Source organism: Lactobacillus sp. B4007, assembly GCF_026535895.1.
GTDB lineage: Bacteria > Bacillota > Bacilli > Lactobacillales > Lactobacillaceae > Lactobacillus > Lactobacillus panisapium.
Window position 1 is genome coordinate 201,561 of record NZ_JAFNPA010000001.1, and the last position, 14,929, is coordinate 216,489.

General features: G+C 36.4%; 14 protein-coding genes. 4 read left to right on the plus strand and 10 right to left on the minus strand.

The annotated features are described in order from the left end of the window. Positions 1-16: 16 nt before the first annotated feature. Positions 17-595 carry a xanthine phosphoribosyltransferase gene (locus J3U54_RS01015; protein ID WP_267384586.1) on the plus strand — a complete coding sequence of 193 codons (579 nt, stop codon included), beginning with the start codon at positions 17-19 and terminating at the stop codon, positions 593-595. Next, positions 595-1,914 carry a nucleobase:cation symporter-2 family protein gene (locus J3U54_RS01020; protein WP_267384588.1) on the plus strand — a complete coding sequence of 440 codons (1,320 nt, stop codon included), beginning with the start codon at positions 595-597 and terminating at the stop codon, positions 1,912-1,914. The genes J3U54_RS01015 and J3U54_RS01020 overlap by 1 nt, the downstream gene beginning before the upstream one ends. An 86-nt stretch (positions 1,915-2,000) precedes the next feature. On the opposite strand, the gene J3U54_RS01025 is transcribed toward J3U54_RS01020, so the two are convergent. Next, positions 2,001-2,918 (minus strand): aminoglycoside phosphotransferase family protein, encoded by a 918-nt coding sequence (locus tag J3U54_RS01025; protein WP_267384590.1) that lies wholly within the window; start codon positions 2,916-2,918, stop codon positions 2,001-2,003. 190 nt (positions 2,919-3,108) lie between these two features. Between J3U54_RS01025 and J3U54_RS01030 the strand changes: the two genes are divergently transcribed. Next, positions 3,109-4,107 carry a hypothetical protein gene (locus tag J3U54_RS01030; protein WP_267384592.1) on the plus strand — a complete coding sequence of 333 codons (999 nt, stop codon included), beginning with the start codon at positions 3,109-3,111 and terminating at the stop codon, positions 4,105-4,107. An 84-nt stretch (positions 4,108-4,191) separates the two neighbouring features. Here the strand turns inward: J3U54_RS01030 and J3U54_RS01035 are convergent, their stop codons facing one another. Next, positions 4,192-4,665: a hypothetical protein gene (locus J3U54_RS01035; protein WP_267384594.1), complete on the minus strand. Its 474-nt coding sequence runs from the start codon at positions 4,663-4,665 to the stop codon at positions 4,192-4,194. Then, on the minus strand, positions 4,649-4,864 hold the full coding sequence (locus J3U54_RS01040; protein WP_103752311.1) for a helix-turn-helix transcriptional regulator: 216 nt from the start codon (positions 4,862-4,864) through the stop codon (positions 4,649-4,651). The genes J3U54_RS01035 and J3U54_RS01040 overlap by 17 nt, the downstream gene beginning before the upstream one ends. Positions 4,865-5,072: 208 nt before the next feature. Here J3U54_RS01040 and J3U54_RS01045 point away from each other — a divergent pair, with 208 nt between their 5' ends. Further along, on the plus strand, positions 5,073-6,488 hold the full coding sequence (locus J3U54_RS01045) for a C69 family dipeptidase (RefSeq protein WP_103752310.1): 1,416 nt from the start codon (positions 5,073-5,075) through the stop codon (positions 6,486-6,488). Between the two features lie 508 nt (positions 6,489-6,996). Here J3U54_RS01045 and scrK read toward each other — a convergent pair. The 7 genes from scrK to J3U54_RS01080 form a co-directional block, all read right to left on the minus strand. After that, entirely contained in the window at positions 6,997-7,869 is an 873-nt protein-coding gene (gene scrK, locus J3U54_RS01050; RefSeq protein ID WP_103752309.1) for a fructokinase ScrK, read from the minus strand. Positions 7,870-7,883: 14 nt separating this feature from the next. Next, positions 7,884-9,248: a glycoside hydrolase family 32 protein gene (locus J3U54_RS01055; protein WP_267384601.1), complete on the minus strand. Its 1,365-nt coding sequence runs from the start codon at positions 9,246-9,248 to the stop codon at positions 7,884-7,886. Between the two features lie 75 nt (positions 9,249-9,323). Beyond that, a complete protein-coding gene (locus tag J3U54_RS01060; protein ID WP_103752307.1) occupies positions 9,324-9,740 on the minus strand; it encodes a PTS sugar transporter subunit IIA in 417 nt (138 codons plus the stop codon). A 20-nt stretch (positions 9,741-9,760) separates the two neighbouring features. Beyond that, entirely contained in the window at positions 9,761-10,237 is a 477-nt protein-coding gene (locus J3U54_RS01065; RefSeq protein ID WP_103752306.1) for a PTS system mannose/fructose/N-acetylgalactosamine-transporter subunit IIB, read from the minus strand. 27 nt (positions 10,238-10,264) lie between these two features. Next, positions 10,265-11,059 carry a PTS system mannose/fructose/sorbose family transporter subunit IID gene (locus J3U54_RS01070; protein ID WP_220235464.1) on the minus strand — a complete coding sequence of 265 codons (795 nt, stop codon included), beginning with the start codon at positions 11,057-11,059 and terminating at the stop codon, positions 10,265-10,267. Further along, entirely contained in the window at positions 11,052-11,828 is a 777-nt protein-coding gene (locus tag J3U54_RS01075; protein WP_103752304.1) for a PTS mannose/fructose/sorbose/N-acetylgalactosamine transporter subunit IIC, read from the minus strand. The genes J3U54_RS01070 and J3U54_RS01075 overlap by 8 nt, the downstream gene beginning before the upstream one ends. A gap of 108 nt (positions 11,829-11,936) precedes the next feature. Beyond that, positions 11,937-14,684, minus strand: coding sequence for a sigma 54-interacting transcriptional regulator (locus tag J3U54_RS01080; RefSeq protein WP_103752303.1), 2,748 nt, complete (start codon positions 14,682-14,684; stop codon positions 11,937-11,939). Between the last annotated feature and the right edge of the window lie 245 nt (positions 14,685-14,929).

A 14,929-nucleotide genomic window follows, 5' to 3' on the forward strand; every position in this document is an offset into this window, starting at 1 on the left:
TTTCAAGGAGGAAATTGTGAAGTTATTAGAAGACCGCATTCGTCGTGATAGTGAAGTTTTGCCTGGGAATGTCCTAAAAATCAACTCTTTTTTAAACCACCAGGTAGATCCAGAACTAATGATGGCTGTTGGACAAGAATTTGCCCGGCTTTTTCAAGATAGTGGCGTAACCAAGGTCCTAACTTGCGAGGCATCTGGCATCGCACCGGGCGTGATGGCCGCTTATGAATTGCATGTGCCCATGGTTTTTGCCCGTAAGAAAAAGCCAGCTACGCTGAACGACGCGGTCTACTGGGCCGATGTTTATTCATACACCAAAAAAGTAACCAACCAAATCTGCGTTGAGCAAAAATTTCTCTATGAAGATGACAATCTGCTGATTATTGACGACTTTTTAGCCAATGGTGAAGCAGTCAAGGGCATGATTAGTATCGCTAAGCAAGCAAAAGCCAATATTGCTGGCATCGGTATTGTTGTTGCTAAAAATTTCCAAGGAGGCAGTTCTTGGATTAAAGAGCACGGCTACCGTATGGAAGCTCTCGCCAATATTGCAAGTCTTAGAGACAACCAAGTACATTTTATGGGTGAAAAATAATGGCACAAAAAGAAGTTAGTCAACAAAAAGCGGCGGTTCTAGGGTTACAACATTTATTGGCAATGTATTCTGGAGCAGTTGCAGTTCCACTACTAATCGGCTCAGCACTAAAATTTAATGCTGAACAAATGACTTATTTGGTTTCCATTGATATCTTCATGTGCGGACTCGCCACCTTATTGCAGCTTGTGCGCAATAAATATTTTGGCATTGGTTTTCCCGTTATCTTAGGCTGTGCTATCCAAGCAGTTGCGCCCTTGCAGATGATTGGACAGAAGTTTTCAATTAACGACATGTATGGGGCAATTATCGTTGCCGGTATTTTCGTAATTCTTATTTCTGGTCTTTTTGCCAAAATCAAAAAGTTCTTTCCGCCAGTAGTCACTGGAACGTTAATTACGACAATTGGCCTAACCCTAATCCCAGTAGCTATCCAAAATATGGGCGGTGGCGATGCTACTGCCAAGAACTTTGGTAGTGGGCAAAATTTGTTTTTAGCCTTTTGCACAATGTTCATCATTTTAGCATTGGAAATTTGGACAAAAGGGTTCTTACGTTCAATTTCAGTTTTAATCGGGTTAATCGCCGGTACAATTATTGCTTCTTTGATGGGACTAGTTTCCTTCCAGCCAGTAATTGATGCCTCATGGTTTCATTTGCCCCAGCTGTTTTACTTCGGTATTCCTAAATTTGAATGGTCTTCCAGCCTAACGATGATCATTATTGCGCTTGTTTCAATGATCGAATCGACCGGCGTTTTCTTTGCTACTGGTGATTTACTTGGCCACAATATAACAGAAGATGATCTCAAAAAAGGCTACAGAGCCGAAGGATTGGCCCAAATTTTCGGTGGTTTGTTTAACGCCTTTCCCTATACTACCTTTTCCCAAAATGTTGGACTGTTACAGCTTTCGGGAATTAAGACCAAGCGGCCAATTTACTGGGCAGCTGGCTTACTAATGGCAATGGGGCTTTTACCCAAAATCGGTGCCCTGGTAACAATTATTCCAACACCCGTACTTGGCGGCGCAATGCTAGTTATGTTTACGATGATTGCAGTTCAAGGAATTAAGACATTGACCAAAGTCGATTTAAGCGATAACAACAACATTTTAATTATTGCCATATCCGTTGGCCTAGGCTTAGGTGTAACCATTTACCCTCAGTTCTTTAAAAACTTGCCAGCTACGGTGCAACTCTTTTTGAGTAACGGGATTGTGATTACTAGTTTATCGGCCACAATCTTAAATTTACTACTTAAAGGAGGTGAAAAACGACAACATACAACAACGAAAACTCAAACTGCAAATATCTCGTAAACCAAACATTTTCCCTTAAATATGATTTGTTTACGCAAAAACATCTTCGACAATGCGAAGGTGTTTTTTTTACTTAAAAAATAGGGCTAATCCCTAGCAATCAATGCGATTAGCTCGGGAATTGAACTGTTTCCTTCATTAATAGGTATGGTACTCGATGAATTCATTCGTTTTAAAAAGAGTTCTACCGTATCAAGTATCTTTTCACCAACACGTTGAAAAGGAGGATCAGAAATTTTGGCGGTATAGCTCATAATGCCAATAGCAGTAAGCAAAAGTAAAAATACCTGCGTGCTAGGACTTGCTGTTATCGTCTCACCCGAAGATTTATAACCGTTAACAAAAGAAGTAATCAGCTCTTTGTTTAAGCCAAAATCTTGGTAAAACAGTTTGATAAAATCTTGGTAATTCACGCCCATTCTTGCGCGTTCAAAATCAATCAACTTCGGTTCGCCGTTAATTATTTTGTAATTACGAACACCTACATCACCATGAAGAACAGTAGTTGAATAGTGAAGTAAATCTGACTCAATAGTAGGTTGCAATGAAGAAAGGTCCCTCAAAAGCAACTGCAACCGCGCTTTAATGGTTGATTCCTGCAGCTGCGCAATATCGTACTCAGCTTTTGCAAACAAATTATTATTAGGATAAATTCCTGCAAATGGTTTTACCTTCTGGTGAAATTCAGCTAGCTTGACTCCCATTACGTAAGCCAGTTCAGCAGTTACCGGCAGCTTTAAGTCAATTGGAGCTAAATCTTTCATCACTAAAACATACAATTGCTGTGCAGCGGTAATCGTAAAACTAGTTAGAACTCGGTGTGGGTACAGCTGCTGGTTGACCGCCTTTTCGGTAATAAACTTGTTTTTCTGTGGAAATACTTTAACAAATACTTGTTGCTGCAATTTTTTACTATAACCAACAAATGTACTATTTAATGATTGATGCGTAATTTGACTTAGCTCAGCCTCTAATTTGGCTTGAATTATCTGTTTTGTTTTCATAATATCACCCTGAATCGTAAATTATTTTTTCATTTAGGCAAATTTTGGTACATACAAGACTTATTTTGCTAAGCTATTCTATAATGAGATTTAAATATACTTATAAGCATAATTTAGTAAAATTAATCTGATTAGCTTTATAATACAAGTGAAAAGGTATTGCTATTTAGCCAAATGAAAGGAAGTTAAGATGGATAAAAAAGAGGTTACAGGAATGCGCATTATCATGGCCATTATTTTTACCCTAACTACCACCCTATTAGTTTTTGCACTGAATAATACGACTATTATCATGGCCGCGCAAGTATCTGACAGCAATTTTAGTGAATTAGCACCGCATGAGCACGAACTTGAGCAAGCAAAAACGGACTTACAAACTAACCAAAAAAAGGACACTATTAATCATTTGTTAGCGCAACAAACAAAGTACCAAAAGCAATTAAAAAAAGTGCGTCATAAAATAGCAGCCCTTAAGGCCAACCTGGCAAGGGTTAAAACTGAGACTAATGATCCGGGTAAGAAAAAGCGAGCAGAGCAAATCGCTACTTTACAAAAGAAACTGCGCACGACTAACAAGCAGTTCAAACGGATCCATCATCAACTTCATTTATTGCAAAAGCAAATTAGCAATACTAATCAAATAAAGCAAGCTGCTGCTAATTCGTCCCAGGACTTACTTGACGGATATAGTGCCGCAAATACCGAGAAACAAGCTGAAGCAAATATGCCTCATCTAGCACAAGAAAGCCAACCTTATCAGCAAGGCTTTGCCGCTAATCAAAAAGCCACTAATGACAGCAGTCCTCTTCGCGCCGTTAACTTATCGCCTGCCACTTCTAAAACAGTTCAAGCACAAAATTCTCAATCTAATGCGCCAGAGAATACTAATGACCTAACTAGTCCTAGCGAGCAAGTTCAAGCTGAAAAGCCTAACTCTGATTCTGACGGCAAAAATGCCAAGCTGCATAAAGCACCAATCCAGGCAATGGCTACAATTAGGGAGAAAGATCAGCATTTTGAACCGACCATTAATAAGCAATATACACTTACTTATGGCAGCAAATTACCGCAGACCGGCAGCAATCTAATTGAGAAAACTAAATTAAACACAATTGGATTAATTTTTCTTTTTATCAGTTTCATTTTATCTGGTAGTGCACAACTTAAAAAATTAAAGTTTAATCATTAAAAACAGACTTTTTTGCCTAAATAGCTAAATTAGTAAACCTGAAAGACGAGTTTCAGGTTTTTTATTTGGTCAAAAAGCTAACTGTTAGCGGTCCATATAGCAATAAGCAAAGGCATAGGCCCACTCATTAACTAAGATCGTGATTGTAATTAGCAGAATACCTAAGACATTAGCCGAAACAGGCAGAACAATTTTTTGTGAAGGCAATTTATTAATCACCGTTAATAGGGCTAATAGCACAACCAGTAATACTGCAGTCATCCGATTAGCGATATAATGCGCGCGCAGCATCAAACTCCATTCACGCTCATCATTATGAGACATGTCAATCGGATAACTGTCGCTTTTCCAATCTAGAATTTTTACCTGTTTGATTTTGTACTTTGCCTGTCTCACGCCTAGGATGACCAAGCATAAACTAAAGAGCACAATCATTATCAATTGGTCAGAAATAGAGATATTACTTAAGCAGGCCTCCAAAACAAATAAAGCCAAAACGAAAGTTTCGATTGCAGCACTCACAATAATGTTCTTTTTTGTGTTAATCATCTTTTTCATTTTCTTTTTCTCCCGGACAAAACAATTCATCGACCGTCACGCCTAAAGTCTTAGCCAGTTTAAAGGCCAAACCAAGGGACGGATCATACTTATCATTTTCAATTGCATTAATCGTTTGCCGCGTTACATTTGCTGCCTGCGCAAGTAGGGCCTGTGAATAGCGCTGCTGTTTGCGCAGCTTGGCAATTTTATTTTTCACGTTTCTTCTCCTTGTCAAACATATTTGACACTTTTAGTAAAACATGTTTAACATCAATTAGCAAGTAGGTAAAGCAGCCTTTTGGATAAGAAAATTTTAACCAGGTCGAGTGAATGAATAATTTAGGCTTAAGATTACGTATTTCTTTGCCAACTCACTACTTTTTTTAATACAATATAGGTTAAGTAAATTTGAAAGGACAGATTAAATGAAAAAAGCTGAATGTACGACAATTCTTGTCGGTAAAAATGCTTCAATTGATGGCTCAGCAATGATTGCCAGAAGTGAAGATGGCGGACGCGAAATTATCCCTGAGGGCTTCGAACTAGTTACTCCTGAAAAACAACCTAAGCACTATGAAAGTGTCATCAGTCACCAAAAAATTGATGATGAGGATTTAGCTGAAACTCCTATGCGTTATACCAGCGCACCGGATGTTTCTGGTGAAAGTGGTATTTGGGCAGCAGCCGGAATCAACTCCGATAACATTGCAATGACCGCGACTGAAACAATTACAACAAATTCCCGCATTCAAGGAATTGATCCACTAGTTAGTGAAGGCGGACTGGGCGAAGAAGATTTTGTTACCCTAACCTTGCCTTATATCCATAGCGCACTTGACGGTGTTAAGCGTGTCGGCTACTTGCTAGAAAAATATGGTACCTACGAAATGAACGGGATGGCTTTTGCTGATCATGATGAAATTTGGTACCTTGAAACAATTGGTGGCCACCACTGGATTGCTCGCCGAATTCCTGATGATGCATATGTTGTTGCTCCTAACCGCTTGAACATTGATGAATTCCACTTTGGTCAAGACGGTTTTATGACTGATGACAAACTTGAGAGTCTAATTGACGAGTACCATTTAAACCCTGACCGTGAAGGCTACAACATGCGCCACATCTTTGGTAGTTCTACCATCAAGGACGCACATTACAACAACCCACGTGCTTGGTTTGTTCACAATTATTTTGATCCTGAGTTTGGCGGCAAGCCTAGCGATCAAGATCAACCATTCATTTGCCATGCTAACCGCAAGATCAGCATCGAGGACATTTGCTTTGTTGAAAGTTCACACTATCAAGATACCCCATTTGATCCATATGGCGACCAAGGTACACCTGAACAAAAGAAGACTTACCGGCCAATTGCCTTGAACCGTAATTTTGAAACACATATTTTACAAGTTAGAAACGACGTGCCAGAAGAAATTGCTGGTGTGCAATGGCTTTGCTTTGGTCCAAATACCTTTAATAGTTTTGTCCCATTCTATACCAACGTTAATGACACACCTGCTAGCTTCCAAACTGGTCCTAAGTTTGACCTGAACAAGATTTTCTGGTTAAACAAGCTGACTGCTCAACTTGGTGACACTAACTTTAAAGTTTACGGCGAATTAGAAAATGATTTTGAGCAAAAATCATTGGCTCAATGCCACTTCATTCAACATGAAACTGATAAAAAAGTTGCTGGTCTTTCAGGTAAAGCAGTCGAAGAAGCTCTAACCGAAGCTAACCAAAAGATGGCCGATCAAGTATACAACAACACAATTGAACTGCTCGGCAACATGGTTAACGAAGGACACAACTTAGCTACGTTGAAGTTTGATTTATTGGATTAATCTTTTTAATTAAAACTGAAACTCATTGAAAAACAAAATAAGCTGCGGAATTCATTTTTATATGAACTCTGCAGCTTATTTTTTATATTGTCATCTATGCATTGTTAACATCAATCTGTTTTTTCGCAAATTTTTAAGTAAGTTTGAACCAGGTTAGCTACGGTGAAGCCAGACTTTTTTATTAGTTCATCACCGTCACCACTTTCACCAAAATGATTACCTAACAATAGCGCTAAAAAGATCTTGCAAATTGATACTCTGACCCACTCTTAATATTTTGTGCTAAGGAATAAATGACATTATCCTTGGTCCATTTTTCATTAAAATTCGCTGCAAAGTAAAGGCATAAAAGTATTAAAAAGGATTGATAAATTATTCAGAATAGCTAGTGGTTATTTTTTTAGCAATCTTAGATTTGTCACGGAAGTTCGGCTTCAGTAAGTCTTTACTTTTTTCCAATCAAAAAAGGCTCGAGTAAGAAACTCAAGCCTTTAAATATTACCTTAAATTATTCTCTTAATAGCCGCTTGGCTAGGGCGAAATCGCCAACTGTTGCCGAACCATTATTATCAATTGCAGGCAAAACAATGTACTCTTCAAGTTTAGGGACATGAATGTAGTTATTCAACAACTTAGCAAAGTCAAGCCGAACCTTTTGCAAGAATGCTTCACTGGTTACCCCGCCGCCAAAAACAATTTTGTCAGGGCGCAAAATCAGTGTTACTTGAAGAGCAGCTTGCGCAACGTAATAGCTCATAATATCCCAAACGGGGTCAGATAACGGGACATCTTTTCCTGATTTGTTCAATCGTGCTTCAAATGTGGGACCAGATACTAAACCTTCTAAGCAATCTTGGTGAAACGGGCAAACGCCAGCAAAAGCAAGATCATCTGGATGACGCTTTAATTTAACGTGACCCATTTCTGGATGGCCTAAAGAGCCAATTAGTTTGCCATTAATAATGGCACCGCCACCGACACCCGTTCCGATAGTATAGTAAACTAGTGAATCAATGTCGTCGTTTGACAACAATGACATCACATATTCACCGTAAGCAGAACCATTAACATCAGTTGTGAAATACATTGGTACTTTAAGAGATTTTTGCAAGAAACCGACAAAGTCAGTATTACTCCAGCCAGCTTTTGGTGTATCAGTAATAAAGCCATAATTGGGCGCAGTCTTGCGGACTTCAATCGGACCAAATGATGCAATTCCGATCGCATCTACCGGAAATTTTTCAAAGTAATCGACCGTCTTCTGCAATGTTTCGGAAGGCGTTGTGGTCGGAAAGGTAGTTTCATCTTTAATCTGATAATTTTCATTGCCGACCGCACACACGAATTTAGTACCGCCAGCTTCAATTGATCCTAATAACATTTAGTTTTCCTTTTTTACTCGTAAATTGATTTTAAACTATAGTTTAAGCCTATCACTTTATCTGACCAATCGGTATCAATTTTTATAGTTTTTGACATAAACTCGCATTTGTTACTAACTACTTTTTCACCTTTATTAATAAAAAGTTCTGTTAAACCATTGTCAATAAACAGATCTAAAAAGTTGATTTGCTTTAGGCCAACAACTTTATCTACGCGTTCTTCGATCATATCAGTAATTCTTACTATCAAAACATTGTTCTCAAACTTCAAAAAATATTCTGCTTTTTTTGAAAATATTCTTAATGAAAATGAGTTTGTTATGTTACTAAAAGTAAATTCAGACTGTACCGAGTATTGTTTATTTTTTTCTACTTTTTTGTTGTGTCCACGTCGAAGCTTTAAGTATTCTGAAGCCGGTTCGGTTATCAAAATACCATCTCTCTCAGATATTTTTCTGGGTATCGTTAATGCCCCAATACTATTAAAATGATATTCTGATTCTTTTTCTTGTTCTCCAGGCAATCCGAACCAGCCAATTAATAGCCTTTCATTATTGAGTGGATTATACAAAGTTTGAGGCGCATAAAAATCCCGGCCATAATCAAGCTTTTTGCCAAGTGGCAGCTGACCATTATTAAAATTAAACTTCTCAATGTAATAACAGGCGTCAAAGCCATGCTTTTCGCTTGTTTTAATTCCTTTAGGTGAGCCAATAATTACTGTCCTATCTGCAATGTCAAAATAATCAGGACATTCAATCATATTACCAAAATCAGAGCTTTTATTTTCAACTTTACCGATATATTCCCAACCTTGATAAATACTTTTGCTTCTATACAAAAGTAATTGTCCCTTTTTCTTGCGGCTTTCACCGCCAATTAAAATATAGTAAAAACCGGATTGAGAAAAAATCTTAGGGTCTCTGAATCGCTTAGTATTATTTTCAAAATTTGGAAGAATTATTGGATTATTGGTTATTTTTTTAAACTGGATTCCGTCTTCGCTTTCAGCCAGACAAACTGTTTCCAAATAAGAATCTGCAATTTTTTTATGACCAGTATAAACTAAAATTAATTTATTTTTGATAACAATAGCACTACCAGAAAAGCAGCCATCGGCATCATATTCCTGATTAGGGGCTAACGCGAATTTTACTTGTTTCCATTTAATCAGATTAGTGGAAACAAAGTGCCCCCAGAAAATTTGGCTAGTATTCTGGGCAAACGGATTATTTTGAAAAAAAACATGATAATGATTTTTAAAATAAATTAACCCATTGGGATCGTTAGACCAGCCCGAGTTAGCAGTCAAATGGAACTTATACCTAGGAATGTTATTGCTTTTTAAAGTCTCATTTGCTTTATCAATTAACTTCATAAATATCTTTTTACTTTCAATTATTTACATGAAATAAATAATAAAAGTAGTCAAAATTTACTACTTTTATTATCTTTATTCGTCATCATCATTTCCGACAGTTGCCAACCTATCAGAATAACTTTGCAATTGACTTGCTTCAATCAATTTAGGAACGACTTTCTTAATTTCCATTTTTTGATTGCGCAAGTTTATTGCCTCTATTAAGGTTGCCATGCTTACCCCAGCTAAAATATCAGAGTCTTTTCCAAGAAGAGACATTCTTTTAACAATTTCATTAAATGGTGTTCCATATGATAAGTCGACCAAAAACAATACATTTTGTCCCTTCAAGTTGTCAAAAATTTTATCTAATTGAGCTTGAAAAGGAACTAATCCATCCTCACCTATACTTGCCGTAACAAGATCGTTTTCTTGAGGAAAGAAAAGCTTTACGGACTTTTTCATCGCTTCGGCCAAGCAGCCATGTGAGGCAATAATAATTTTAAACAATTCTTTTCTCCCCTTTATAACTAAATTATGTCTTTTAAATACACCTTTTTATCAGTCGGAACCATTATTGCCGTAATTTCTACACCACGATCTAGTAGTTGATGAAAAGCTTTTTCTTCTTCCGGGGTAATGCTTACGCTCGGCTTAATATGATGTGTATTTTCTCGGGTCGACATATTGCCGACATTTATTTTTTTAATATCTAAGCCACTGTCTATAAGTTTAATAATAGTTTCTGGATCTTTAACTATCATTAGTACCCTTTGCCCCTTGTATTTTCCACCTTTTATATTTGTGACGGCTTTTTCTTCCGAAATTAATGAGGTTGAGACGTTAGATGGAGCAGCTATCCTAAGCATAGTTTTTTGTACCTCATTAGCAGCAACCTCATTATTCACAACCATTATTCTTGTTATGCTTAACTCATTTGTCCATAACGTTGCTACTTGACCATGTATCAAACGATCATCAATTCTAATATGAACTATTCCTTCCATATTTAAAGTTCTCCTTTTATTAGGTTTCTATTTCATAATTCCAAGAACATACAAGCCAACTGATAATACAATGATGATTAAAATAATATAAATTGGCTTAATTTTTTTACCTAATAGGTAATATACGCCAAATACCAGGGCTGCTGGTAATAAGCCCGGCATAATCTGATCCAAAATTTGGTTACCCGTTAATTTTAAAGAACCTTGCTTAAAACTAAGCGCTAAATTTGGCTTTACAACTGTTGGAATTAGGCCACCAACAACCATCAAACCTAAAATAGAAACACTTTCCGTGATCAGTTTCATTTTAGTTTCAATAGAGGTTAACAGGCTTGTCCCTGATTTCATTCCGGCTTTATACAATGGAATTCCCAATCCACGCAGAAACCAAGTGACAATAAACCAGAGAAATATTCCTATTGGACTGCCACTCAATGCCATATTTGCGGCAATTGCGCCAAAAATTGTCCAAGGAATAACTACAAAAACACTGTCTCCTAAACCAGCTAACGGACCCATAAGACCTGTTTTTAAACCTGCTATTGTCTTTAAACTACTCTCTTTTTCCTGTTCCTCAATTTCAATGTTCATCCCTAAAACATAGGGAGCTAAATAAGGATTAGTATTAAAAAATTGCAAATGAGTTTTGACAGATTCTTTCAGTCCTTTTGGATCGTCTTTATAGTTTTCTTTTAAAAACGGTAACATTGAATATGTATATGATAGCCCCATCATTTTTTCATAGTTTAGTGATGCCCCACCATTTAAAATCCATCTAAATAAAACACGGTTTTTTGTTCTGTTACTAACTTGCTCATTCATCGTCATTTACGCCCCCAATAGTTTGAGTTGTATTCAATTCTTCATTGTTTCTTCTATATAAAATAAGTGCAACGGCTGCACCTGCTAAAGCAATTCCTAAGATAGTCATCTTTAGGTAAACAGCTGCAATAAACCCAATTACTAAATAACCAAAATAGCTTTTAACAGGTAAATAACGCAATAATAAACCAATTCCGAGTGCTGGCAGCAAATTACCGGCAACCGTAAGACCTCCAGTTACCCATTGCGGAATAAAAGCAATTATGCTCTTAACTAATGTTGGTCCAGCAATAACTGTTAACAAAACAGGCAACCCTGAAACAAGCATTGTAGTAAATACACCGCAAAGCTGCATAAGTTCAATTTTATTGTATTTTTCTTCGTCCGCATATCTTTCAGCCCGATTTTGAAAGTAAATATTGACAGTCCACTTTAAAACGTCTAGTTCAACCATTAGCATTGCAACTGGAATAGCCAATGTGATTCCAATCGCAGCTTTCTGACCAGTGGTAATCGCAATATAAGTACCAATTAAAGCAGCTGTTTGATAGTCAGGTACTGATGCACCTCCAAAACTTGAAATACCCAGTGTCATTAATTGCAGAGTTCCACCAATATACAAACCAGTATTGATATCGCCCAAAATTAATCCAACCAGAAAACCAGCGACAACTGGTTGCGACGTTCCCAGCATTGAGCCGTTCTTGTCGTAATTAATAAAGAAGCCATATAACACAATTAGTGCTATTTGCCAAAACTGTACGTTCACTATAAATCCTCCTCATAGTTATCAAAAATATTTAACTTACTTTCTACTTAGCAATTTTTGTGCCAAGTAAATGAGATCTTTTAAAAAAGGAGCATAAATTATTGCGCTCTATGCCTTTTCAGTAGAATTAAAAATAATTTGATCAACATAAATTAGCTCTGAAGTGGGGATTTTCACATTATAATTATCACTAATCACACTAAAAGCGGCTTTAATTTTATCTAGATCATTCATATGTCGCTTGATAAATTCCTTTTCAAATTCAAGATTAATGTTGTTACCCTCTTTTCTGATTAGACGTTCAATCAGATAACTGACGTGAACATATAACGTAAATTTCTTTTGATTAGATAAAGATAAGGAAAATCGCCGCTCTAGTTCTTGGATACAAATAGTAATATTTTCGATAACCTTAGGAACATCAAGAATTGTAACCATGTTTATTGTCTGCTCCAAAGAAAAATTCTTAACAAGATTATTTGAAATGGTATCGATCTCTTTTCCAGTAAACACTAATCCCAACCAGTTTCTGAGCTTAGCTGTTCCCTTATCGGAGAGGATTTTTTCTAAATAGATAAAGTCCAAACCATCAATTTCTGGATTTTCTGTACCAATTATTCCAATAATGTCATACATTTTTTTAACGACTTGGACTTTATGATAATCTTTCAGGGCTTGATAATCATAAGGAATAATCTTAATTTTTTTGTTGTCAGGCAAGCAACGTTCCAAAAGGCGTGCCACATGGGTAGCGGTACCAATACCAGAATAACAGGTAGTCAAGATGGCTTTTTGCTTATGCTTTTCAGGATAAGTCAGTTTGATGTCTAATTTACTCGTTTCTTTCGCTAATTTGCTTATTTCACGAAAACTGCGTTTCTTTAAAATACTTTCACCAACAGTAAGAGCTAGCAGCGTCGAAACATTATTCATTAACAAAATTGGCGCGTTAATTTGTCGGGGAAACAGCGTTTCAATTTCTTTTAAGGAGCCCATGTCTACTAGAATAATCAAACCATGCGTGATATCATTATTTTCACTATAGTCAATAATCTGATTAGCAATCTGCTGGGTACTAACATTAATAGGCATATCGAAGGCGTCCAATGTATGAACACCCAAAAGACGATTAACTACGTTTACAATACTTCCTGCTGTAGCGTAACCATGAGAAATTACAATTGCCTTACCCAGTCCGGTTTTAGTAATAATTTCCAATTTATTTAAATAAATGGTTAGAAAAATATAGTCGGCTTCATTCAGTTCAATGTCCAAGTTACCCTTAATCAGACTAATCAGTTTAGTTACATAAAGATAGACATCTGAATAACGCCTCTGAACATCCTTTTTTAATTTTTGTAAAGCAGGTTTATTTTTAACATCGGCAGTCCCCCATTGAATTTTCTGGCGTTCAAATAAATAGTAGCTAATTGCATAGATAGCGTTGCCGCTTATCTTTAATTGATATGCATTTTTTAACTGGTCAAATAGACGCTTAACACTATTAATGACGTAAGATAGCAGTGGAATTTGCTTACTGTTGTCCTTTTCAAATAGCATCGTATCAAATAATTGATATACTACTTGTTTTAGTTTTGATTCACATTTATTTAAATTACTGCCATTTTGCTCATAAATGGTAAGCAGCTGCTCTAAGCTATGAAGAAAAATTTTCTTTTCCGGAAAATTACGGGCAATCAAATCGTCAATTGCCGTCTCATTAGTTATTTTTACTGCTTTTGCTGGAGTAAGATACGATTCTCTTTTACTTTTTATTAAAACGTTAGCAGGTAAATTATAGGCAGTTAAAGAAATATTATCTTTATCTTTTTGCTCTGCATTAGCTTGTGCAATTGTCAGTTTAACTGCGTTTTTAAGATCTCCAATGTTTCCAGCTGGTTGATAGTTAGCTAGCATATCCAGAACCTGATCACTGACTAATAAGGGCTTTGCAATTTTCTTTTGTTCATTGTTCAATAAGGTATAAACTAAATTGAGTCGTTCTTCCTTACTCCTTTGACTCAAAGACGGCAAAGTGATTTTCACGGGAATCCTTCTCATGAAAGTTGTCAAAAAACCAGTTTCTAGATCTTCTGTGGTCGCAAAACATAGTCTGACACTAACCCTTTTGCCCTTTTTAGTTTCTCCCACCGGATAAATTAGTCCACTATCTAGATAAGTAAAAAGCTTTTCTTGCCCCTTAGGTCCAAGACGATGAACTTCGTCCAAAAATAGAATTCCGCCATCAGCCTCGAGAAAGGCTCCTGGGTGATCTTCATCGGCACCCGTAAACGCACCTTTTTTATAACCAAATAAATTACTGGTTAGCAATTCTGGATTATCCGCATACTGAGCACAATTAACAGTAATAAATGGTGCATCTTTCTTTATTAATTTATGCATTCGGCAAAACTTTGCAATTAAGCCTATTAAATAGCTTTTACCGGTGCCACTTTCTCCGGTAATAAGCAAAGGAAGGCCACCATTTGGATATAAGATCGCAGCTCTCACTCGTTCAATGCTTTCTTTTAGACTAGGATTTATTTGGGTAAAACTCTTCAAAAGATCCTTTTGATCATTTTCTTTTTCAATTTGAGCTACTGATTGGTATACACTAGTTTTCAATTTAAAATTGTCTTTTTCAAATCTTGCTCTGTGGATAAAATGAACGGGTCGTGTTCGAATCTTGATTAGCTTGTGTTCGTTAACTAATTGATTTAAATATAAGCTCACTGTATTACGCTTCGCCTTGAGCTTATTAGCAATACCTCCAGCCGTAAACTGATTACCAAGGTGATCCAAATCAATAGTTTTAGTTTGAACATCTAAGTATTTCAAAATCTTTTCTTTTAACATACTAGCCTCTTTTTCTAGTTCATCATTTTGTTATAAACCGATTTCATAATTATTGTAACTTATGTAATTAACACTTCAGCTGATTTTTTCACGCTCATTTACTGTGAAAACACGTTCTTAAATAAGAGATTAATGTTTTAGCTTTAGGATTAGTTCATTTACTCTACCTTGTAATTAAACAAAAAATTTTTATAATTTCAAAGTGTGAATCATCTTGGCTAGTGTGAAAAAATTAAAAAAAGACT